The sequence below is a fragment of the Streptomyces sp. NPDC107550 genome (genome assembly GCF_055639095.1).
This window is the reverse complement of the sequence record NZ_JBVKBC010000033.1, coordinates 38,679-61,915: the sequence shown is the minus strand read 5'-3', so window position 1 is coordinate 61,915 and position 23,237 is coordinate 38,679. Positions and strand designations below refer to the sequence as shown.

The window sequence follows — 23,237 nt, the reverse complement described above, 5'->3', positions numbered from 1 at the left end:
TCCCCCGGCAGCGCGGCGCGGCAGAGGCCGGGCACCCCCTCAAGGGTGCCCGGCCTCTGCCGTGCGGAAGGACTGTCAGGCGGTACGGGGATCCGGCGGTACGGGGATCAGGCGGCGGGGTCGTACAGCTCGGCCATGGCGACGGCGATGCGGCGCGGACCCGTGAACGGCTCGCGGCCGTGCGCGGCCAGCATGTTGTCCACGATCAGCACGTCGTCGCGCTGCCAGTCGAAGCGGGTCGTCGCCGAGCGGTAGGCGGCCCGCAGATGCGCGACCGTCTCGTCCGGGATGCGGCCACCGTCACCGAAGTAGGTGTTGGTGGGCAGGTCCTCGTCCTCGAAGATCTCCCGCAGCCCCTCCTGGACCTCGGGCGCCAGCGAGGTGACATGCCAGAACGTCGCGTGGTTGAACCACACCCGCTCCCCCGACACGGGGTGGGTGCGCACCACGGGCCGGGTCGTCGTCGTACGCAGCCCGCCGTCCGCCCGCCAGTGCGCCTCGATGCCCTTGTCACGGCAGTAGGCGACGACGGCGTCCCGGTCACTCGTGTTGAACGCCTCCTGCCACGGCACACCGAAGTCCGCGTGGAAGTTGCGCACCACACGCCAGCCGCCGCGCCGCTCGAACTCCTCGCGCACCGCCGGGTCGATCGCCCGGTGCACCTCGCGGATGTCGGCGAGCGGGGTCGCGCCCAGGGTGAGGGCGGGCTCGATGCAGTAGAAGAACAGGGTGCGCGGGAAGACCGCCTGGTACGAGTTCTCGTTGTGCAGGAAGATCTCCTCGTCGGCCGGGTAGTCCGTCGACGTGTAGACCTGCCCCTTGATGGTGGAGCGCGGCGAGGAGCGCTCGGCGTAGGTGAGCGGGGCGCTGCCGCACAGGCCGCGGACCACGCCGTCGAAGCCGTCGACGCCGCCCACGTCGAAGCCACGCAGCAGGACGGCGCCGCGCTCGCCGAGTACGGTGCGCAGCTTGTCGCGGTGCTCCTCCAGCCACGTGTGGACGGACGTGCCGGGTTCGGCGGTGTACTCGATGGCGGTCATGGCGCCACTGCCTCTCTTGTGCGGTCGGCTGTGCCGGGGACGGTGTCCAGTTCCTCGTAGCGGCGGTGGACGACGGGGCCCGCGGCGCCCGCCTCCCGGGCCAGCGCCGCGAACACCCCGTCGACCACGGGGAGGTCCTGCACGAGCCAGGTCTTCGGGCCGAGCTGCTCGGTGGGCGTCACCCGCACCGGGCCGTCGTCGGCGGGCTGTACGTCGATCTCGCTGAGGTCGGTGATGATGCCGACGCCGATCGCCTTGACCACCGCCTCCTTCCGCGTCCAGCAGCGGAAGAAGGCGCGCTCGCGGTCGGCGCCCTCGGCCGCCATGACGTGCGCCAGCTCGGCGTCGCTCATGACGAGCCGGGAGGCGCCGGCGACGTCCAGGGTGCGGTCGTCCTCCAGGTCGACGCCCACCAGCCGGCCCGCGACGACGGCGAGCAGCCAGTGCGGGCCCGAGCGGGACAGGTTGAAGTCGAGGTCGGTCGCCGGCCAGTCCACGCGCGGCCTGCCGTGCTTGGGGTGGGCGCAGCGCGGGCAGGGCCTGCGGCCGAGGACCAGCTCGCCCGGCGGCACGCCGAGGTAGTGGCCGAGCACCCGGCGCAGGGCGGTGTGCGCGGCGGCGTAGCGGGCGCCGGCGGGGCGGGGCAGCCGCCGGACGGTGGCGCGCTCGTCGTCCGACAGGAACTCCGTGTCGGCGGCGTCGGCGTCGTCGTGGGTGTCCGGGGCCCGGCCGCGCCAGATGTGGACCATGGCACGGTCTCTCAGGTCGTCGTATGCGGCGGTCATCGCCTCAGTCCGTTCCTCGGGGTTCAGGTGCGCGGGGCGGGCGCGCGGGGCGGCGCGCGGCGCTCAGTCGGACATGGCGACGAGGACGCGGCGGTCGCCGGTGAAGGGGCGGCGGCCGTGCGCGAGGAGCACGTTGTCGATGAGGAGGAGGTCGCCGGTGCGCCAGTCGACGTCCACGGCGTGCCGCAGGCCCCGGTCGCGGATCTGCTCGACGTGCGCGGCGGGGATGGGGCTGCCGTCGGCGAAGGTGACGTTCTGCGGCAGTTCGTCCTCGGGCAGGATCTGGGCGAGGGCGGCGGCCGTGTCGTCGCCGAGCCCGGCCGGGTGCCACTGGTCGGCCTGGTTGAACCAGACCTCGGCGCCGGTCACCGGGTGCCGGGTGGTGGCGGGCCGGATCGAGGTGACGCGGATGCCGCCGTCCGCCTTCCACTCCCAGGCGGCGCCGGTCGGCGCGAGGAACGCCTCGACCTCCTCGCGGCTGGTCGTCTCGAAGGTGTCCTGCCAGCTCTTGCCGAGGCCGAAGCCGTCGTGCAGGTTCTGCACGTAGCGCACCCCGCCCGCGAACGCCGTACGGACCTCGTCGTCGAGGGAGTCGAGCCACAGCTCGGCGTCGACGACCGGGGTCGCGCCGCCGCCGCCGGGCTGGACCTGGCAGTAGAAGGCGAGGCGGGCGGGCCAGGCGTGGGCGTAGCTCATCTCGTTGTGCATCGAGATGGTGAATTCCTGCGGGTACTCCGTGGAGGTGTAGACGTTCGAACCGACCTTGGTGCGCGGGGAGTTGCCGTGCACGTAGGCGAGGCGGTTGGGCAGCAGCAGGTCGAGGACCTCGTCGAGCCGGTCGGGGGCGACGCCGAAGCCGCGCAGCACGAGGCCCTTCTCCTGGGTGAGCAGGCGGCCCAGCTCGTCGGGGCCGAGATCCTTGAGGCGGTGCAGGAGTTCGTCCTCGCCGCCGGCGCCCTCGGCCTCCAGGTCCAGCGGGGTCCAGATCGTGTCGGGGTTCGTCATGGGGTCATGCCTCCAGGTCCTTGATGAGATCGGCGACGACCTCGGCCTCGCGGGCGGCGAGGTAGAAGTGGTCGCCCGGGTAGGTGCGCAGCGCGAAGTCGCCGGCGCGGGTCAGCTCGGACCAGGCGAGGACGGCGTCGCGGGCGCAGCCGGGGTCCTCGGTGCCGAGCAGGGCGGTGACGGGGGCGCGGGTGTGCCGGGGCGGCGACGCGGGCCGGTACGTCTCGATGAGGCGGTAGTCGGCGCGCAGCACGGGCAGCAGCAGCTCGCGCAGTTCGGGGATGTCGTAGACCTCGATGCCGTATCCGCCGAGCCGGCGGACGCTGGCGACGAGCGCGTCGTCGTCGCGCGTGTGCAGTCCCGCGGGGACGACGCGGTGCGGGGCGGAGCGCGCGGAGACGAACAGCCGCCGGGGCACGACGGCGTGCCGCTCCTCCAGGCGCAGGGCCGTCTCGTAGGCGGCGGTGGCGCCCATGCTGTGGCCGAACAGGGCGAGCGGCCGGTCGAGCAGCGGCACGAGCGCGGCCGTCACGGCGTCGGCGAGCGTGGCCATGTCGTCCGCGCAGGGCTCGGCGAGGCGTTCGGCGCGGCCCGGGTAGCGGACGGCGACCAGTTCGACGTCGTCGGGCAGGTGGCGCGGCCAGGTGTGGAACAGCTGGGCGCTGCCGCCCGCGTGCGGGAAGCAGACGAGCCGCAGCCTCGGGGCGGTGCGCGCCGGGTGGCGGCGCAGCCAGGGGTCGTCCCCCGGGCCCCGGTCAGCTCCGTGGGGCGCTGTCGTCATCGGTGTGTTCTCCCTTCAGGTCGGGGGCCAGGGCCGCGAGCAGGGCGAGCACGGCCATGGCGGCGGCGATGGCCCGTACGGTGCTCAGGGCGCCCCACGCGGCGAGCAGCAGGCCGCCGGCGAACGCGCCGAGCGCGTTGGTGCCCGAGCCGACGACCCCGGCCGCGGCGGCGACCCGGCCCTGGAGGGCGTCGGGCGTGGTGCGGACCTGGTAGACGGCGGCGGCCACGTTGAAGACGGCGCCGACGAAGCCGGTGCCCGCGTACAGGGCGCCGAGGGCGAGCGGGTCGCCGGTCAGGCCCATCGCGCCGATGAGGACCGCCCACAGGACGCCGCCCGCGATGAGCAGCGTGCGCTGACGGCGGATCAGGCGCTGCACCCGGCCGCCCGCGAGCGCGCCGACGAGGCCGCCGACACCGCCGACGCCGACGACCACGGCGAGGGTCTGCGAGGGCAGGCCCGCCTCCTTGACGCGCAGGACGAGGGCGAGCGCCAGCATCTGGAACAGCACGTTGGTGACTGCGACGTAGCCGAACGCGGCCCGCAGGAACCGCTGCCCCCACAGCCAGCGCATGCCCTCGCCGACCTCGTGGGCCAGGCGCGCGGTCCGCCCGCGCGCCTCGTCGGCGCCCGCCTGCCGGGGCTCGCTCCGCTCCTCCTGGAACGGCTTGCGGATCAGCAGCAGGCTCGCCGCCGACACCACGTACGCGAGCGCGCCGAACGCGAACGGCAGGGCGCGGCCCGCCGACTGGAGCAGCACCCCGGCGGGCTGGCCGACGAGCCCGGCGCCCCGGCCCCGCGCCTCGTTCTGGGCGAGGGCCGCGGGCAGTTGGCTCGCGGGCACGAGGTTGCGTACGGCACCGCGCTCGGCGAGGCGGTAGAACACGGCGAGGGACGCCTCCGCGAACGCCGCCGCCGCCAGGTGCGCGACGGACAGCACGCCCGCCGCGAGCGCCACGGCGACGCTCGCCACGGTCAGGGCGCGGCCCGCCTCGCACACCAGCATCACGCGCCGCCGGTCCCACCGGTCGACGACGGCCCCGGCCGGGAGCTGCACCAGGAGCAGCGGCGCGAGGGCCGCCGTGGAGACCACCGACATGGCCAGCGGCGAGCCGGTGTGCCAGAGCACGATCAGCGGATAGGCGACGGAGGTGACGCGGGCGGCGAGGAAGGAGACGCACGCCCCCGACCACAGCAGCAGGAAGTCGCGGTTGCGGCGCAGCGGCGGCGGGGCGGCCGGCGCTGCGCCGGCCGCCTCGGTGACGGTCACGGCCTGCACCACTCCAGGACCGCCATCGCGCTGTGCATCTTGTTCTCGGCCTGGTCGAAGGCGATGCTCGCGGGCCCGTCGAGGACGTCGGCGGTGACCTCGTCGCCCCGGTGCGCGGGCAGGTCGTGCAGGAAGACGGCCTTCGGGCTGTCCTCCCACAGCGCCTCCGTCACCTGGAACGGCGCGAACACGCTCCGCCAGTCGGGGTCCGGCTTGGTGGTGCCGGTGGTCTGCCAGCGGGTGGTGTAGACGGCGTCGAAGTCACCGGCGAGGCCGTCCATGTCGTGGCGTTCGGCGAAGTACGAGCCGTGCGCGGCGGCCAGTTCCCCGGCCCGCTCGCGGTAGCGGGCGTCGAGGCCGTAGCCGGGCGGGGTGCGCAGCTCAAGGCGGGTGCCGGGGAAGCGGGTGAGGGCGAGGGCGAGGGCGGAGGCCGTGTTGTTGCCCTCGCCGACGTACAGCACGCTCAGGCCGTCGACCGCGCCGAAGCGGCGGCGCAGGGTGGTCAGGTCGGTGAGGGCCTGCGTCGGGTGCTCGTCGGCGCTCATCGCGTTGACGACGGCCATCCGGTCCTGCGCGGCCCACGCCCGCATCTCGGCGGGGTCGCCCGCGGTGCGGGCGACGAGCACGTCGAGCATCCGGGACATGACCTTGCCGGTGTCCTCGCTGGTCTCGCCGGTGTTGAGCTGGAGGTCGCCGGGCCCGTACGCGATGAGCCGGCCGCCCAGGCGCAGGGCGCCGCTGGAGAACGCGGTGCGGGTGCGGGTGGAGGTCTTGCTGAAGTAGACGCCCACCACGTCCCCGTCGAGGGGCGCGGGGCGGCCCGCGGTGCCGGCGGAGAACTCGGCGCCGCGCGCGACCAGGGCGTACAGGTCGGTGTCGGTGAGGTCGTCGATGGAGATCAGATGCCGTACACGGGCCACGGGGTCCTCCTGGGGGCGTCGGGGCGGGTCGGGCGGGAAGCGGGCGGCGGGGCGGCGGCGGTCACGGGCGTTCCTCGTCGGTGACGACCGGCGCGAGGACGGCCGGCAGGTCACCGGTGCCGGAGCCGGCGCGCCGCCAGTCCTCGGAGAGCCGGCTGCGGCCGAACCCGCTGTCGGCGCGGCCCAGTTCGGCGGTGAGGTGCTTGACGACGGCCTTGCCGGAGTCGGCGTTGGTCAGGGCTACGAACCCGGTACCCGCGTGGAGGCGGCTGATCGCCATGTTCCAGTAGCCGGCCGGTTCGCCGCCGTGCCCGTACTCCAGGTCGTCGCCACTGTCGTCGACGATGGTGCCGAGCCCGTAGAACGTGCCGCTCTCCCCCGCCAGCAGCTCCCTGGCCGTGGCCTGGGTGAGCAGCGCGCCGGGGGTGCCGAGCAGCGCGGCGCGCACGGCGAGCGTGAACCGGGCGGCGTCGGCCGCCGTCGTCCACAGGCCGGCCGCCGCGAGGTGGGCCCGCCTGCGCCAGCCGCCTTCGAGCGGGGTGCCGTCGGCGCCGTGCCCGAGGGCGACGGGCAGTGCGGCGGTGAGCGGGTGGTCCTGGTCGAAGCTGGTGTCGGCGAGGCCCAGCGGGTCCAGGACCAGGCGGCGCACCAGCGGCTCGAACTCCTCGCCGGTGACGTCCTCCAGGACCTGCTGGAGCACCCAGTAGTGCGTGCTGCTCTTGCGGAACACCTCGCCGGGCGGCAGTTCCCTGCGCACCTTCGGCGTGGTCACCGGGGGCCGTCCCGCCAGCAGGTCGAGCAGGGTCGGCAGCGGGCGTCCGGGGCGGAACCCGACGCTGCGGTGCCGGGCGAGCCCGGCCCGGTGCCCGAGCAACTGCCGTACGGTGACGGGCCCTTCGGCGGCCGGGTCGTCATCGAGCCGCCAGGAGGTGAGGTAGCGGGCGATGTCGGTGTCGAGGTCGAGCAGGCCCGCGTCCACCAGGCGCAGTGCGGCGAACGCGGTGACGTGCTTGCTGACCGAGCCGACCTGGAACAGCGTCCGCGCGGTCACCGGCTCCTCGCCGCCCGCGCCGAGCACGCCGTGGCCCTCGACGGAGACGATCTCCCCGTCGCGCAGGACGGCGAGGGCGACGCCGGGCACGTGGTGCTCGGCCATGACGGCGTCGATCCCGTTGACGGACGCGGACTTCTCGCCGGCCGGGGCGTCCGGGGTGCCCGCCGTGCCTGCCGTGCCCGGGGGCAGCAGGGCTGCGGCCTGTGCGGCGACGTCCTCACCGGCTCCGGCGAGCAGCCGGGCCAGCAGCTCCGCCGGGACCTGCACGGTCGCGGCCGGGGCCGGAGCCGGGGCGGGGTGCGCGGGCTCGGGCTCGGGGCCCGCGTCCGCTTCCGCTTCCGCCTGAGCGGCCGGTACGGAGGTGTCGGCGGCCGAAGCGGGGACCGGGTTCTGCGCGGGCGGGGCCGTCTTCGCCGTGTCCTCGTCCACCGCCGCCGCCAGGTCGATCAGCGTGTCGTGCTGGTACATGCGGTAGATCGACACGGCGAGCCCGGCCGCGCGGGCCGCCGCCAGCACCTTGATCATCAGCAGGGAGTGGCCGCCGAGGTCGTGGAAGCGGTCGTGGACCCCGATCTGCTCGACGCCCAGCACCTCGCTCCAGATGGCGGCGAGCGCCTTCTCGGTGGGCGTGCGCGGTGGCACATGGTCGGTGCCGGTGCGCAGGTCGCCGCGGTCGGGAGCGGGCAGGGCGCGCCGGTCGACCTTGCCGTTGGCGTTGAGCGGGAGGGCGTCCAGGACGATGAAGGCCGAGGGCACCATGTACTCGGGCAGGTGCAGGGCGCAGTGCGCGGCCAGTTCCTCGGGCGTGGTGGCGGCGCCGGTCCAGTGGGCGACGACGCGGCGGTCGCCGGGCACCGGCTCGTGCACGGAGACGAACGCTTCCCGCACGGCCGGGTGGCCGCTCAGGACGGCCTGGATCTCGCCGAGTTCGACGCGGTAGCCGCGGATCTTGACCTGGTCGTCGACGCGGCCCAGGAACTCGATGTTCCCGTCCGCGAGTTGGCGCACCAGGTCGCCCGTACGGTACAGCCGGCCGCCCGGCTCGCTCCCGTACAGGTCGGGCACGAAGCGCTCCGCCGTCAGGTCGGGGCGACCCGCGTAACCGCGTGCCACGCCCGTGCCGCCCACGTACAGCTCGCCCGCGACACCGACCGGGACCGGGTGCAGCGCCGAGTCGAGGACGTACGTGCGCATGTTGGGCAGCGGGCGGCCAATGGGGACGACCTCGCCGCCGACCGGGGCGAGCACCGGGAAGACGGTAGAGCCGACGGACGCCTCGGTGGGCCCGTACTCGTTGATGAGGCGGCCCGGGCCGAGGATGTCCAGGGAGCGGTCCGCGGTGGCGCCGGGCAGGGCCTCGCCTGCGACGACGGTGACGGCGGCGAGTTCGTCGGCCTGCTCGGTGGTGAGCTGCTCGGCGAGCAGGTCGAGGTGGCCCGGGGTCAGCTTGACGAAGCTGTAGGGCGCTCCGGCGAGCAGTGCGCGGCCCAGGTGGGCCGGGGCGGTGTCCTGGGCGACGGTGTACACGCGCTGCCCGGTGACGAGCGGCGCCCACAGGTTGGGGACGACGAGGTCGAACGCCACCGAGGAGAACAGCGGGGCGCCGCCCGTGCCGCGCGGGGCCAGCTCGCGGGCCGCCCACGCGACATGGTTGGCGAGGCCCCGGTGCGGCACCTCGACGCCCTTCGGCGTGCCCGTCGAACCGGACGTGAAGATGACGTAGGCGAGGGCGTCGAGGTCGTCGCGGCGGGCCGGGGCCGTCGCGGGCCCGTCCGTGCCGGCCGCGTCGGCGGACAGCACCCGCACCCCGGCGAACCGGTCCGCGTACGCCGGGGAGGCGAACGCCACCCGGGCGCCGGAGGTCCGCACGATGGCGGCGACGCGCTCGGCCGGGTAGGAGGGGTCGACGGGCACGTAGGCGCCGCCCGCCTTCCACACCGCGAGGAGCGCGGCGACCAGGGCGGGGCCCCGGTCGAGCTGGACGGCGACCCGGGCCTCGGCGTCGACGCCCTCGGCGCGCAGGGCGTGCGCCAACTGGTTGGCCCAGGCGTCGAGTTGCGCGTAGGTCAGGGTGTCGTCGCCGAGGGTGACGGCGGGGGCCCGCGGGGTGCGGGCGGCCTGCGCCTCGAAGCGCTGGAGCACGCTCGCGGTCTCGGCCGGACGGTCGGTGGCGTTCCACTCGACGAGCTGGCGGCGCCGTTCGTCCTCGGGCAGCGGCACGGCGCGGGCGTCACCGGCCGGGTCGCCGACCATGGCGTCCAGGACCGCCGCGTACAGGGCGGTGAGCCGGTCGGCGTGGGCGCGGGACAGGGCGTGCGTGTGCGTCGTCATCAGCAGGTAGCCGGAGACGGCCGACACGGCGAGGTCGAACTCGGTGGCGCCCTCGCCGGAGCTGGCGTCCAGGTCGACGCGGCCGGTGTCGACGTGGTCGAAGTCCTGGTAGCTGAAGCGGACTCCGAGGAGCCGGGGCACGCCCGCGTCCTGCTGGATCGCCGGCATCGGGTAGCGGCGGTGCTCCCACATGCCGGCCTCGTGCGCGAACACGTCCCGGACCAGTTGCTCCCAGCTGCGGTCGCGGCCCGCGTCGAAGGCGAACGGCAGCGTGTTGAGGTACATGCCGTAGACGCGGTCGGCGCCGGGCGCCTCGGGGCGGGCGCTGAAGACGAGCCCGGAGTGGAAGCGGTCCTCCTCGGTGAGCAGGCTCAGCGTCTTCAGGTGCGCGGCGAGCAGGACGCTCTTGACGGAGACCCGGGCCCGCGCGGCGAGCGCCCGCAGTCCGGTGTCGTACGGCTTGAGGTCGACGGCGACGCGGAACCGCTCGCGCGGTCCTGTGCGGTCGCCGGCCCAGGCGGCGGGCAGCGCGAACCGGGCGTGCCCGTCGGTGACGGCACGCCAGTGCGCGCGGTCCGACTCGCCTTCCAGGGAGCGCAGTTCGGCGGCGACGAAGTCCGCGTACCGCACGGCGGGGGCCACGGGGACGGCCTGTTCGGCGCCGTCGCGGGCGCGGCGGTACTCGTCGAGGAGTTCCATCAGCAGGGCGCGGTGGCTCCAGCCCTCGGTGATGGCGTGGCAGACGGTCAGGCCGAGGCGCCAGCCGTCGTCCTCGACGTGTGCGGTCATCCGCAGCAGCGGGGCCCGCTCCAGGTCGAACAGGTCGGCGCGCTCGGCGGTGAGGAAATCCCGTACGGCGGCCGCGCGCGCTTCTTCGGCCAGGCCGCGCAGGTCGTGGACGGCGACGGGGATCTCGGCGTGCTCGTGCACGATCTGCACGGGGGTGGTGAAGCCGTCGAGGTGGAAGGAGGTGCGCAGCATCTCGTGGCGGGCGGCGACGGCGGTGGCCGCGGTGCGCAGCGCTACCGCGTCGAAGGCCGCCGACTCCGTGATCTTGAAGGAGGAGACGTTGTGGTAGGCGTGCTTGGCGTCGTCCGCGAGCATCTCCAGGACCATGCCGAGCTGCACCTGCGTGAGCGGGTAGCCGTCCACGGCGTCGGCGGGCAGCGCGTCCCGGTCGGCGTCCCCGAGCAGCGCGAACCGCTCGACGGGCGTGTCGACCTCGGTGCGGGCCGGGCGGCCGGTCAGGAACTCGCTCAGCTCGGCGACCGTGCGGTGCTCGAACACGTCCCGTACGCCGATGTCGAACTGGGCGGAGCGCAGCGCGCCGACGAGGGCGACGGCACGGATGGAGTGCCCGCCGATCTCGAAGAACTCGTCCTGCACGCCGACGCGTTCGAGGCCGAGTACCTGCGCCCACACCTGCGCGATGCGCTCCTCGGTGACGGTGCGCGGGGCGACGTAGCCGTCGTCGTCGGGGCCGCTGTCGCCGGGGGCGGGCAGGGCGCGGCGGTCGACCTTGCCGTTGGCGTTCAGGGGCAGTGCGTCCAGCGGGACGAGCGCGGCGGGCAGCATGTACGCGGGCAGCCGCTCGGCGAGGTAGGCGCGCAGGGCGGCCGGGTCGGCGGCGGGCGTGACATAGGCGGCCAGTTCGCCGTCGAGGGTGGTGACGAACGCCTCGCGGACCTCGGGGTGTCCGGTCAGGACGGCCTGGATCTCGCCGAGTTCGACGCGGTAGCCGCGGATCTTGACCTGGTCGTCGACGCGCCCCAGGAACTCGATGTTCCCGTCCGCGAGCTGGCGCACCAGATCGCCCGTACGGTACAGCCGGCCGCCCGGCTCACCCCCGTACAGGTCGGGCACGAAGCGCTCCGCCGTCAGGTCCGGGCGCCCCGCGTAACCGCGCGCCACGCCCGTGCCGCCCACGTACAACTCCCCAGCCACGCCCACCGGGACCGGGTGCAGCGCCGAGTCGAGGACGTACGTGCGCATGTTGGGCAGCGGGCGGCCGATGGGCAGGACGTCGTGGGCGGGCTCGGCGGGGACGGGGAAGACGGTGGAGCCGACGGACGCCTCGGTGGGCCCGTACTCGTTGATCAGGCGGGTGCCCGGGGCGAGCGCGCGCCAGCGGGCGGCGGTGTCGGCGGTGAACGCCTCGCCGGCGACCACGAGGACCGGGGCGAGCGCGGCGGCCTGCTCGGCGGTGAACTGCCGGGCGAGCACGTCGAGGTGGCCGGGGGTGAGCTTGACGAAGCTGAACGGGCCTGCTGCGGCGAGGTGTTCGCCGAGGTCGGCCATGTCGACGTCCTGGCTCACCGTGTGGACGGCCTGCCCGGTGACCAGCGGCGCCCACAGGTTGGGGACGACGAGGTCGAACGCCACCGACGAGAACAGCGGGGCGCCGCCCGTCCCCTGCGGGGCCAGCTCGCGGGCCGCCCACGCGACGTGGTTGGCGAGGCCCCGGTGGTGCACCTCGACGCCCTTGGGCGTACCCGTCGAACCGGACGTGAAGATGACGTAGGCGAGCGTGTCGAGGTCGTCGCGGCGGGCCGGGGGCGTGACCGGCAGGCCCGTCAGGTCAGGGAGCGCGGTCAGGGTGACGCGGGCGCCGGAGACCTCGCGCATGGCGTCCACGCGGGCCGCCGGGTAGGACGGGTCGGCGGGCACGTAGGCGCCGCCCGCCTTCCACACCGCGAGGAGCGCGGTCAGCAGGTCGGGCCCCCGGTCGAGCTGGACCAGGACCCGTGACTCGGCGGCGACCCCCGCGCGGCGCAGGTGGTGCGCCAACTGGTTGGCGCGGCACTCCAGTTCGCCGTACGAGAGGGTGCCACAGGCGTGCCGGACGGCGGGGGCGGCCGGGGTGCGGGCGGCCTGCGCCTCGAAGCGCTGGAGCACGCCCGCCGTCTCGGCCGGAAGGGCGGTGGCGTTCCACTCGGTGACCTGGCGCTCGCGCTCGCCCTCGGGCAGGAACACGGCACGGGCGTCGCCGTCGAAGTCGGCGGCCATCGCGTCGAGGACCTGGCGGAGCATGCCGGCGAGGCGGTCGGTGCCGGTGCGGCTGAGGGCGCGCGGCGACGCGGTGAGCACGAGGTGGCCGACGCGGGCCGAGACGCCGAGCGGGAACTCGGTGGGGCTGTCGTCGATGCTGGCCAGGTAGTCGACCTGCGCGCGGTCCACCTGGTCGAAGTCGTGGTAGCTGAACCGCATGTCGATCAGCCGCTCGCCGTCCGCGAGTTCCCGCTGGATGACGGGCATCGGGTAGGCGCGGTGCGGCCACAGCTCGACCTCGCGGGCGAACACGGCGGCGACCAGCTCGCGCCAGGTGCCTGCCGCTTCCCGGTCGAAAGCGAACGGCAGCGTGTTGAGGTGCATGCCGTAGACGCGGTCCGCGCCGAGCATCTCGGGGCGCGCGTTGCACACCAGGCCCGTGAAGAAGCGGTCCTCCTCGGTGAGCATGCTGAGCGTCTTCAGGTGCGCGGCGTGCAGGACGCTCTTGAGGGAGGCGCCGGCGGCGGTGGCGAGCGCCCGGAGCCGGTCCTCCAGGTCGTGGAAGGGGACGGGCACCCGGTAGGGGGCGCTGTCGTCGGCCGGGTCGCCGCGCCAGGGGGCGGGCACGGTCAGGCGGGCGTGCCCGTCCACGACCTGCTGCCAGTAGGCGCGGGACGCGTCGTCGGCGAGGACGTCCAGCTCGGCGGCCACGTAGTCGGCGAAGCGGACGCCGGGCGTCTCCGGCTCGGTGTCGTCCTCGCCGTCCACGATCCGGTCGTAGGCGCGCAGCACCTCCATGAGCAGCGAGTGGTGGCTCCAGCCGTCGAGGATGGCGTGGCACTCGGTGTTCGTGATCCACCAGCTCCCGTCGGCGGCCGTGTGCGCGTACAGGCGCAGCAGCGGCGGCGCCGACAGGTCGAACAGGCGGGAGCGCTCCTCCTCGGTGAAGGCGCGCAGCGACGCGAGCAGCGCCTCCTCGTCCAGATGCGACAGGTCGCGCGAGCCTACGGCCATCTCGGCGTGCTCGTGCACGAGTTGCAGCGGTACGGAGTAGCCGGTGAGGTCGAACGACGTGCGCAGCGCCTCGTGCCGGGCGACGACCAGGGCGGCGGCCCGCCGCAGCGCGTCCTCGCTGAACGGGCGCTCGTCGCGGATCCGGAAGGACGTCACGTTGTGGTACGGGTGCTTGCCGTCGTCGGTGAGCATCTCGACGACCATGCCGAGCTGCACCTGCGTCAGCGGGTAGGCGTCGGTGAGCCCGCGCGGCAGCAGCGCCCGGTCGGCGTCGCCCAGCAGCGCGAACGGCTCGACCGTGCGCCCGGCGTCGGCGGGCGCGGGCCTGCCGGTGACCAGTTCGGCGAGGCGGGCGACCGTGCGGTGCTCGAAGACGTCCCGTACGGACAGGTCGTAGCCGAGGGCGCGGAGCCGGCCGACGAGGGTGACGGCGCGGATGGAGTGGCCGCCCACGTCGAAGAAGCCGTCCTCGACGCCGACCCGGTCGAGCCCGAGGACCTCCGCCCACACGTGCGCGATGCGCTCCTCGGTGACCGTGCGCGGGGCGACGGAACCGGCGCCGCCCAGGGCGTTCCGCCCGGGCGCGGGCAGGGCGCGCTTGTCGAGCTTGCCGTTGGTGGTCAGCGGCAGGGCGTCCAGCGCGACGAAGGCCGCCGGGACCATGTACTCGGGCAGCCGCGCCGCCAGATGGGCGCGCAGCTCGCCGGGTCCCGGCACGCTCTCGCCCGCCGGGGTGACCCAGGCGACGAGCCGCTTGTCGCCGGGGGTGTCCTCGCGGACGAGGACGACGGCGTCGCGCAGGCCCGGGTGGTCGCTCAGCGCGGTCTCGATCTCGCCGAGTTCGATGCGGAAGCCGCGGATCTTGACCTGGTCGTCGATGCGGCCGAGGAACTCCAGGCCGCCGTCGGGCAGCCGGCGGGCCAGGTCGCCGCTCTTGTAGAGGCGGGCGCCGGGCGGCCCGTACGGGTCGGGCACGAACCGCTCGGCGGTCAGGCGCGGGCGGTTCAGATAGCCGCGGGCGACACCGGGACCGGCGACGTGGATCTCGCCGGGGACGCCGACGGGCACGAGCCGGCCGTGCCCGTCGAGCAGGAGGACGCGCAGGTCGGCCAGCGGGTGGCCGACCGGGTTGCCTGCGCGCGGGTCGAGGTCCGCCTCGGTGACGCGGTGGTAGGTGGTGTGGACGGTGGTCTCGGTGATCCCGTACATGTTGACGAGGGCCACGCGGTCCAGGCCGTGGCGGTCGGCGAACGGGCGCAGCTCGGAGACCTCCAGCTTCTCGCCCGCGAAGACGACCGCGCGCAGCGACAGCTCGGCGTCGGTGTGCACGAGCGCGCGGAACGCGGTCGGCGTCTGGTTGAGGACGGTGACCTTCTCGCGTACGAGCAGGTCGAGGAAGTCCTCGGGCGAGCGCGTCACCTCGTGCGGTACGACGACGAGCCGGCCGCCGAACAGCAGCGCGCCCCACATCTCCCACACCGACACGTCGAAGGCGTAGCTGTGGAACAGGGGCCACACGTCGGTGTCGGTGAACGCGTAGTGCTCGTGGCCGCGCGCGAGGAGGCGGGCCACGTTGGTGTGGGTGAGGGCGACGCCCTTGGGGCGGCCGGTGGAGCCCGAGGTGTAGATCGTGTAGATCAGGTTCTCGGGGCTGCCGGGCACGCCCGGGTCGGTGTCGGGCTGCGCGGCGAGCAGGCCGGCGTCCGCGTCGAGCAGCAGCAGGTCCACGTCGAACAGGCCGGCGTGGGCGGCGGTGGTGACGACGACGGGCGCCTGCGCGTCGCCGACGATGTAGGCGAGGCGGTCGGCCGGGTTCGCGGGGTCGAGCGGCAGATAGCCCGCGCCGGACTTGAGGATGCCGAGCAGCGCGGGGATCAGGTCGAGGCCGCGTTCCAGGGAGAGCCCGACGAGGGTCTCGGGGCCCGCGCCCTTGGCGATGAGGGCGTGGGCGACGCGGTTGGCGCGGGCGTTCAGCTCCGCGTACGTCAGGTGCGTGCCCGCGAAGGTCAGCGCGGTGTGGTGCGGGGTGCGGGCGGCCTGCTCCTCGAACAGCTCGTGCACGCGGCGCGTCGCGGCCCGCGGCTCGCGCGGCGGGCCGAGCAGCAGGGTCCGCTCCTGCTCGTCCAGGATCTCCAGGGCGGACAGCGGGGCGTCGGGGGTGGCGGCGAGCGCGTCGAGCAGCCGCAGCAGCCGGCCCGCCATCCGCTCGACGGTGGCCCGGTCGAACAGGGCGGTCGCGTACTCCAGGCGCCCGGTGAGGGTGCCGTCGCCGCTCTCCTTGATCTGGAGGTCGAGGTCGAACTTGGCGACGCGTCCGCTGCCCTCGAAGGGCTCCGCGGTGACGCCGGGCAGGTCGAAGGCGGCGCCCCGGTCGCCGTGCAGGGTCAGGGCGACCTGGAACAGGGGCGTGCGCGACAGGTCGCGTTCGGGCGCGAGGGCCTCGACGACCTGCGCGAAGGCCACGTCCTGGTGGTCGTAGGCGGACAGCACCGAGGCGCGGGTGCGGGCGAGCAGCGCGGCGAAGGAGGGGTCGCCGGACAGATCGCCGCGCAGCACCAGGGAGTTGATGCCGTAGCCGATGAGCTGTTGCAGCTCGGGGCGGGCGCGGCCGGAGACGACCGTGCCGACGGCGATGTCGTCGCGGCCGGTGTGCCGGGCGAGCAGCGCCTGATACGCGGCGAGGAACAGCATGAACAGGGTGCTGTCGTGGGCGGCGGCCAGCTCGCGCAGCCGGTCCGCGAGCGCGCCGGGGACCGCGAAGGGGACGGCGTCGCCCGCGCCGTCGCGCACGGCGGGCCGGGGCCGGTCGGCGGGCAGGTCGAGCGGGGTGAGGCCGGCGAGCCGGTCCTTCCAGTAGCCGAGGTGCCCGGCGATGACGTCGTCGGTGAGGGAGGCGCGCTGCCAGGCCGCGTAGTCGGCGTACTGGACGGTGAGCGGGGCCGGGGTGTGCCCGGCGTACAGCTCGCCCAGCTCCTGGCCGAAGACCTGCGCGGACCAGGCGTCGCAGGCGATGTGGTGGAAGACGACGGCGAGGACGTGCTCGTCGCCGTCGAGCCGGATCAGGCGGGCCCGCACCGGCCAGTCGCGGGCCAGGTCGAAGGGGCGCGCGAGGTCCGCCTCCACCAGGGCGCGGGCGGCGGCGTCGCCGTCCGCCGCGGTGTGGGTCAGGGGCAGCGGGCGGGGCGCGTCGACGAGCTGCACGGGGTCGCCGTCGGTGGCGGCGTAGCGGGTGCGCAGGATCTCGTGCCGGTCCAGGACGCCCTGCCAGGCCCGCTCCAGGGCGCCGGTGTCGAGGGCGCCGCGCAGCCGCAGCACGAGCGGCACCAGGTACTCGGAGCTGTCGGGTTCGAGCCGGTCGAGGAACCACATCTGCTGCTGCCCGTACGACAGCGGCAGCGGCGCCGTGCGGTCGGCGCGGGGGATCTCCGCGCGGCGCGGGCCGCCGGCGCCGCGCCCGGCGAGGCGGCGGCGCAGCAGCTCGGCGCGGAGCGCTTCGGCGTCCGCGGTCGCGGGGGACGCCGCGGCCCTGACGGATGTCTCCATGTCGCCGGTGCTCATGCCTGGTGCTCCTTGTCCTGCGGTGCGGGGATGGGGGCGCTCGCCAGCAGTTCGCTGTCGCTGAGCGCGTCGACCTCGGCCGTCACGCGGTCGGTGACGGTGGCGGCGAGGCGCGCGATGGTCGGCCCCTCGAAGACGGTGCGGACGGCGAAGTCGATGCCGAACTCCTGCTGGATGCGGGAGATCAGCCGGATGGCGAGGATCGAGTTGCCGCCGATGTGGAAGAAGTTGTCGTGCGCGGACGCCTGGACGCCGAGCAGGTCGGTCCAGATCCCGGCGAGGATCTCCTCGACGGGCCCGCTGGGCGCGAGGTGCGCGTCGTCGCCCGCGGCGGGCGCCGGGTCGGGCAGGGCCCGCCGGTCGACCTTGCCGTTGGCGTTGACGGGTACGGCCGCGAGCGGCGTGAACGTCGCCGGGATCATGTGGTCGGGCAGCCGGTCGGCGAGGTGCGCGGCGAGGTCCGGCAGGTCGGCGCCGGGTGTGGCGGGCACGGCGTAGCAGGCGAGGGCCGGCTCCCCGGTCGGGGTGCGGTGCACGACCACGACGGCTTCGCGGACGGCGGGGTGGGCTTCGACGGCGGCGCGGATCTCGCCGGGTTCGACGCGGTAGCCGCGGATCTTGACCTGCTCGTCGAGCCGGCCGAGGAAGGCGACGGTGCCGTCGGCGAGCCGCCGCACGAGGTCGCCGGTGCGGTACATGCGGGCGCCGGGCTCGGTGGCGTACGGGTCGGGCAGGAAGCGTTCGGCGGTCAGCTCGGGGCGCCCCGCGTAGCCGCGGGCCACTCCGGTGCCGCCGACGAAGAGTTCACCGGCGACGCCGACCGGGACGGGGGCGAGGCCCGCGTCGAGGACGTGCATCGTCATGCCGGGCAGCGGGCGGCCGATGGGCAGCACGTCGGGCACGGGCTCGCCGTCGGCCGGCGCCGGGTGCACGGAGGTGCCGACGGACGCCTCGGTGGGCCCGTACTCGTTGAGGATCCGCATGTCGGGCGCGAGCTCGCGCCAGCGCTCCAGGGTCGTACGGGTGAAGGGCTCGCCCGCGACGACCATGAGCGGGGTGAGCGCTCCGGCCTGCGCGGGGCTCAACTGGTGCGCCAGGATGTCGAGGTGACCGGGCGTCAGCTTCAGGAAGGTGAACGGGGACGCTTCCGCGAGGAGCTTGCCGAGGTCCGCCATGTCGGTGTCCTGCGGGAGCAGCACGAGCCGCTGCCCGGTGGCGAGCGGCGCCCACAGGTTGGGGACGACGAGGTCGAAGGCGACCGAGGAGAACAGGGCGCCGCCACCGTCGTCCTCGGGGCCCGCGAGGTCCCGCACCGCCCACGCGACATGGTTGGCGAGGCCCCGGTGGGTGACCTCGACGCCCTTGGGCGTGCCCGTGGAGCCCGAGGTGAAGATGACGTACGCGAGCTGCTCGGGGTCCCGGGTGCGGGCCGGCGCCGACGCGGGCCGGTCCGCGATCTCGGCGGCGTCCGCGTCCAGGCGCAGCACGCGCGGCCCGGCGCCCTGGAAGCGGTGCTCGTACGCGGAGGAGGTGACGGCGGTGTGGACGCCGGCCGCGCGGCACATCGCGGCGACGCGCTCGGCCGGGTAGGACGGGTCGACGGGCACGTAGGCGGCGCTGGCCTTCCACACCGCGAGCAGCGCGACCACCAGCTCGGGCCCCCGGTCCAGGAGGACGGCGACCTTGGACTCGGCGCCGACGCACCGGGTGCGCAGGTGCTGGGCGAGCCGGTTGGCGGCGGTGTCCAGCTCCCCGTAGGTGACCGTGCGGGTGCCGAAGGCGAGGGCGGTGGCGGCGGGAGCGGTACGGGCCTGCTCCTCGACGCGGTCGAGGACCGTACGGGCGTCGGTGTGCCACGCGGTGTCGTTCCAGCCGGCCGTGAGCTGCCGGTGCTCCTCGCCGGTGAGCAGGTCGAGCGTGCCGAGCGGGGTGCCGGGGTCGGCGGCGACCCGCTCCAGCAGCGTCAGGAAGTGGCCGGCCATGCGCTCGGCGGTGGCCCGCTCGAACAGCGTGACGGCGTACTCCAGGACGCCGTCCAGGGCGCCTTCGGGGGTCTGCCGCATGAACAGCGACAGGTCCGTCTTGGCGACCTGCCACGCCTCGGTGAACGCGGCGAGGTCGGCGTCCTCGGTGACGACGCTGGTGACGCCCTCGCTGTGCAGGTCGAAGGCGACCTGGTAGAGCGGGGTGCGGGACAGGTCGCGCTCGGGGGCGAGTTCGTCGACGAGCCGCTCGAAGGGCAGCTCCTGGTGGACGAACGCGGCCCGCGCCGCGTCGCGGACCCGGCGCAGCGCCTCGGCGAAGCCCATCTCGGGCGTGAGGCCGCAGCGCACGACGAGGGAGTTGAGGAAGAAGCCGACCATGTGCTCGGTCTCGGGCCGGGTGCGGCCCGCGACGGGCGTGCCGACCGGCACGTCCCAGTGGCCGCTGTAGCGGGCGACGAGCGTCGCGTACGCCGTCAGCAGCGTCATGAACGGCGTGGCGCCGTGCGCGCGGCCGAGCGCGGTCAGGGCCTCGGCCGTGGCCTGCGGCACGCGGAACGGTACGACGGCTCCGCGCGGGTCGCGCACGGCCGGCCGGGGCCGGTCCGTGGGCAGCTCGACCGGCTCCATGCCGTCCAGCGCGGCCCGCCAGTGCTCCAGTTCGGCCGCGACGAAGCTGTCGTCGAGGCGGTCGTGCTGCCAGCTCGCGTAGTCGGCGTACTGAAGGGCCGGGGCGCTCAGCCGGGGCTCGCGGCCCGCCAGGTGCGCGGCGCACAGCTCGCGCAGTTCGCGCTCCAGCAGGACGGTGGACCAGCCGTCGCAGGTGATGTGGTGCAGCGTCAGGAGCAGCAGGTGGTCCTCGTCCGGGAGCCGCACGAGCAGGCCGCGCCACAGCGGTCCTGCGGCGAGGTCGAAGCCGCGCGCGAACTGCTCGCCGAACAGGCCGGGGACCGCTTCGCGCGGCGTGTCCTCGACCCGCAGCTCGGCGCGGTGCGCGCCCGGCGCGTCGATGACCTGGCGGACCTCGCCGCCGTCGGCGAGGTAGCGGGTGCGCAGCGGCTCGTGCCGGGCGGCCAGCGTCTCCAGGGCGGCGGCGACGGCCTCCGGCGGCAGCGCGGCGGGCAGCCGCAGGAACAGCGGGGCGACCCACTCGGGGCTGCCGGGGTGCATCCGGTCCAGGAACCACAGGCGGCGCTGGCCCGAGGACAGCGGCAGCTCGCCCGAGCGCGGCACGGCCCGCACGGGCTCGCCGTCCCCGTCCCCGGCGGGCGCGGCGGCCACGGACCCGGTGGACTCAGGACCGGCGGACGCGGAGTCGGTGGACGCGGGCTCGGTGGACGCGGGCGCGGCGGGGGCCGGGGTCAGGAGCGCGGCCTGCGCCTCCACGGTCGTCGCCGCGAACAGGCCGCGCAGCGAGATCTTCTCGCCGGACGCGGCACGCAGCCGGGCGGCGAGCCGGGTCATCTGGAGCGAGGTGCCGCCGAGCGCGAAGAAGTCGTCGTACGCGCCGACCCTCTCCAGGCCGAGGAGGTCGGCCCACACGCCGGCGACGAGTTCCTCGGCGGCGCCGCGCGGGGCGACGAACGCGGCCTGCGCGGCGGCGATCTCGGCGGCGGTGGGCAGCGCGGCCCGGTCCGCCTTGCCGTTCGCCAGCAGCGGGAACGCGTCGAGGACGTGGACCAGGGGCGGCAGATGGCTCTCGGGCAGCCGCCGCGCCAGGTGGGCCCGCACGTCGGCGGCGTCGGGCGCGGGGCCCTCGCACGTCAGATGGGCGACGAGCCGCTTGCCGCCGTCCTGCCCCGGGGACGCGACGACGACGGCGCCGGTCACGGCCGGATGCGTGAGGAGCGCGGCCTCGATCTCGCCGGGCTCGATGCGCACCCCGTTGACCTTGACCTGGTCGTCGAGGCGGCCCAGGTACTCCAGGGTGCGGTCGGCGCGCCAGCGGACCTGGTCGCCGGTGCGGTAGAGGCGGGCGCCGGGCTCGGTGGCGTACGGGTCGGGCACGAAGCGCTCGGCGGTCAGGTCGGGGCGCCCGGCGTAGCCGCGGGCCAGGCCGACGCCGCCGACGAACAGTTCACCGGGGACGCCGACGGGCACGGGCGTGCCGGCCGCGTCCAGGACGAGGGCCTTCAGGCCGGGCAGCGGGCGGCCGATGGGCACCGGGCCCTCGCCGGCCTCGGGGTCACACTTGTGGGCGGTGGCGTCGATGGAGCACTCGGTGGGCCCGTAGGTGTTCCACACCTCCAGGGCGGCCGGGGCCTTCGCGCGCAGCCGCGCGACGAGGTCGCCGTGCAGCGCCTCACCGGCCGAGCACAGCAGCCGCAGCGCGCCGCAGTCCGCCCAGCCGTCCTCCTCGACGAGCAGGCGCAGCACGGACGGCACGACCTGGAGGACGGTGATCCGTTCGGCGGCGACGGCCCGCAGCAGGGCGCCCGGGTCGCGTTCGGCGCCGGGCGGGGCGCACACGACGGTGGCGCCCGCGACGAGCGGCGCGAAGAGCTCCCAGCCGGCGGCGTCGAAGCCGATGGTGGTCTTGTGCAGGACGCGGTCGCCGGGGGCGAGGGTCTGGCGCTCGACGCTCCAGGCGACGCGGTTGGCGATGCCGGCGTGGGTGACGGCGACGGCCTTGGGGGCGCCGGTCGAGCCGGAGGTGAACACGGCGTAGGCGACCTGCGCGGGGTCGGTCACGGGCAGCGCACGCCCCTCGTGACCGGCGTCGGCGTCGGCGCTCACCTCCGCGGGGTCGACGCGGCGGGCGCCCGCGCCGCGGACCGTCTCCTCCAGGCCGGCCCCGGCGAGGACGAGGCCCGCGCCGGAGCGGCGGACGAGGTCGGTCAGGCGCTCGGCCGGCTGGGCCGGGTCGAGCGGTACGTACGCGGCGCCCGCCCGCCACACACCGAGGAGCGCCACGACGAGCGCGGCGCTCCTCGGCAGGCAGACGCCGACCAGCGTCTCGGGCCCGGCACCCTGGTCCCCGAGGAAGCGGGCGACGCGAGCGGACGCGCGGTCCAGCTCCGCGTACGTCATGGTGCCCGCGCCGTCGGCGACGGCGACGGCCCCGGGCGTACGGACCGCCTGCTCGGCGAAGCGTTCCGGAAGCAGTTCGGCGTTCACGACAACTCCTGTCGAAGACCTGGGTGGAGGGCGGCGCGACTCAGGCCGCGGAGGACTCGTGCATACGGCGGCGCAGGCTCAGCGGGCGCATGTCGGTCCACACCTCGGTGATCCTGGCGAGGCACTCCTCTCGGGTGCCCTCGGTGCCCTCGGCGTGCCAGCCGGGCGGCAGTTCGCGGCCGGCGGGCCACAGCGAGTACTGCTCCTCGTCGTTGAACACCACGCGCTGGCGGGGGCCTTCGGTCTGCTCGGCGGTCATGACTGCTCCTTCGGGCATACGGGATCGGCGAACTGGTGGTTCGGGAAGGGAAGAACGGGAGAAGGGGGAGGCGGCGCTCAGGCGGGCAGGAAGTCGTCCACCCGGACGCCGAGGCCGCGGCGCCCGGCCTCCTCGTACACGTACGCGGCGAGCGCGATGTCGAGGACGCCCAGGCCGAACGGCGAGTAGACGACGGGCCGTTCACCGGCGGGCGGCAGGGTGACCGTGCCGCGCAGCAGGGCGCCGATCTCGGCGGCGACGAACTCGCGGTTCCCGGTGATCTGCTGGGCGAGGTCGAGGGAGGTGCGCTCGCGGCAGACGTGGTCGGTGTCGTCGACGACGTTGACGGCGCCGAGGATCGTCTCGGCGCTCAGGTCGCGCAGCGAGACGTGCAGCACGGTGGTGTCGGGGCCGCACGCGGCGAGGTCCATGTGCGGGGCGGCGGCGGTGGTGGCCAGGGAGACCAGCCGGTGGGCGCCGAGGGCCGCGTCCAGGTCGGTGACGGGCGTCGCCTTCACGGCGGGCACGGCCTCGTGGCAGCGGGCGGCGAACGCCTCGGCCCGCGCCGGGTCGGTGTCGTAGAGGGCGGCGTCGGTCAGGCCCGGCAGCGCGGCGGCGAGGAAGCGCAGCACTTCGAGGTTGATGACGCCGCAGCCGATGAGGAGCACGGAGGCGGGCGGGCGGCCGGCCGTGAGGTGCGCGGCGGCCAGCGCGGCGCTCGCGGCGGTCCGCTTGGCGGAGACGACGGCGCCTTCGACGAAGGCGGTCGGGCGGCCGTGCTCCAGGGAGTTGAGGACGATCGCGGCGCTGGCCCGCTCGGTGCCGGCGGCGACGTTGCCGGGGAAGGACGCGATCCACTTCATGCCGGCGGCGGGGTGGTCGCCGCCCCGGTAGGCGGGCAGGCCGATGATCCGGTCCCGGGCGTGGTGCTCCTCGGGGAAGCGCAGGAACGTGGAGTGCGGCAGCGACGTCCGCCCGGCGTCGTGCAGCCGGTAGGTGTCGGCGACGAGGTCGATGATCTCCGCCTCCCGGCCGGACAGGACGTCCGCCACGTCGGTGCGTCGGAGGATCAGCATGGGGTTCCCTCTCTGCGGGGCCGAGGCTTCGCGGGAGGCCGTTGCCTCCGGGTGCGG

At 75.2% G+C, this 23,237-nt stretch carries 10 protein-coding genes; all 10 read right to left on the bottom strand.

The genetic code is table 11. The annotated features are described in order from the left end of the window. Positions 1–107: 107 nt before the first annotated feature. The 10 genes from ACZ7LY_RS29540 to sbnB all read right to left on the bottom strand — a co-directional run bounded on the left by ACZ7LY_RS29540 (position 108) and on the right by sbnB (position 23,180). Positions 108–1,040, bottom strand: a complete 933-nt coding sequence (locus ACZ7LY_RS29540) for a TauD/TfdA family dioxygenase (RefSeq protein ID WP_471627806.1) — start codon at positions 1,038–1,040, stop codon at positions 108–110. Then, entirely contained in the window at positions 1,037–1,825 is a 789-nt protein-coding gene (locus ACZ7LY_RS29535) for a 4'-phosphopantetheinyl transferase family protein (RefSeq protein ID WP_471627805.1), read from the bottom strand. The genes ACZ7LY_RS29540 and ACZ7LY_RS29535 overlap by 4 nt, the downstream gene beginning before the upstream one ends. A 63-nt stretch (positions 1,826–1,888) precedes the next feature. Further along, positions 1,889–2,830, bottom strand: a complete 942-nt coding sequence (locus tag ACZ7LY_RS29530) for a TauD/TfdA family dioxygenase (RefSeq protein ID WP_471627804.1) — start codon at positions 2,828–2,830, stop codon at positions 1,889–1,891. Positions 2,831–2,834: 4 nt separating this feature from the next. After that, a complete protein-coding gene (locus ACZ7LY_RS29525) occupies positions 2,835–3,611 on the bottom strand; it encodes a thioesterase II family protein (protein WP_471627803.1) in 777 nt (258 codons plus the stop codon). Next, positions 3,586–4,881 carry an MFS transporter gene (locus ACZ7LY_RS29520; RefSeq protein ID WP_471627802.1) on the bottom strand — a complete coding sequence of 432 codons (1,296 nt, stop codon included), beginning with the start codon at positions 4,879–4,881 and terminating at the stop codon, positions 3,586–3,588. The genes ACZ7LY_RS29525 and ACZ7LY_RS29520 overlap by 26 nt, the downstream gene beginning before the upstream one ends. Further along, a complete protein-coding gene (locus ACZ7LY_RS29515; protein WP_471627801.1) occupies positions 4,878–5,801 on the bottom strand; it encodes an ornithine carbamoyltransferase in 924 nt (307 codons plus the stop codon). Before ACZ7LY_RS29515 ends, ACZ7LY_RS29520 begins: the two co-directional genes overlap by 4 nt. A 61-nt stretch (positions 5,802–5,862) precedes the next feature. Next, positions 5,863–16,746 carry a non-ribosomal peptide synthetase gene (locus tag ACZ7LY_RS29510; RefSeq protein ID WP_471627800.1) on the bottom strand — a complete coding sequence of 3,628 codons (10,884 nt, stop codon included), beginning with the start codon at positions 16,744–16,746 and terminating at the stop codon, positions 5,863–5,865. Beyond that, positions 16,743–21,845, bottom strand: coding sequence for an amino acid adenylation domain-containing protein (locus ACZ7LY_RS29505; protein WP_471627799.1), 5,103 nt, complete (start codon positions 21,843–21,845; stop codon positions 16,743–16,745). Before ACZ7LY_RS29505 ends, ACZ7LY_RS29510 begins: the two co-directional genes overlap by 4 nt. A 40-nt stretch (positions 21,846–21,885) precedes the next feature. After that, positions 21,886–22,104 carry an MbtH family protein gene (locus ACZ7LY_RS29500; RefSeq protein ID WP_471627798.1) on the bottom strand — a complete coding sequence of 73 codons (219 nt, stop codon included), beginning with the start codon at positions 22,102–22,104 and terminating at the stop codon, positions 21,886–21,888. Between the two features lie 77 nt (positions 22,105–22,181). Next, the gene (sbnB, locus tag ACZ7LY_RS29495) at positions 22,182–23,180 is read right to left on the bottom strand and encodes a 2,3-diaminopropionate biosynthesis protein SbnB (protein ID WP_471627797.1); all 999 of its coding nucleotides are present in this window, start codon (positions 23,178–23,180) and stop codon (positions 22,182–22,184) included. Positions 23,181–23,237 lie beyond the last annotated feature (57 nt).

Coding starts and splice junctions, on each gene's coding strand:
- ACZ7LY_RS29525 (WP_471627803.1), bottom strand. CDS start 3,611: ATGACGACAGCGCCCCACGGAGCTGACCGGGGCCCGGGGGACGACCCC.
- sbnB (WP_471627797.1), bottom strand. CDS start 23,180: ATGCTGATCCTCCGACGCACCGACGTGGCGGACGTCCTGTCCGGCCGG.
- ACZ7LY_RS29500 (WP_471627798.1), bottom strand. CDS start 22,104: ATGACCGCCGAGCAGACCGAAGGCCCCCGCCAGCGCGTGGTGTTCAAC.
- ACZ7LY_RS29510 (WP_471627800.1), bottom strand. CDS start 16,746: ATGAGCACCGGCGACATGGAGACATCCGTCAGGGCCGCGGCGTCCCCC.
- ACZ7LY_RS29540 (WP_471627806.1), bottom strand. CDS start 1,040: ATGACCGCCATCGAGTACACCGCCGAACCCGGCACGTCCGTCCACACG.
- ACZ7LY_RS29530 (WP_471627804.1), bottom strand. CDS start 2,830: ATGACGAACCCCGACACGATCTGGACCCCGCTGGACCTGGAGGCCGAG.
- ACZ7LY_RS29535 (WP_471627805.1), bottom strand. CDS start 1,825: ATGACCGCCGCATACGACGACCTGAGAGACCGTGCCATGGTCCACATC.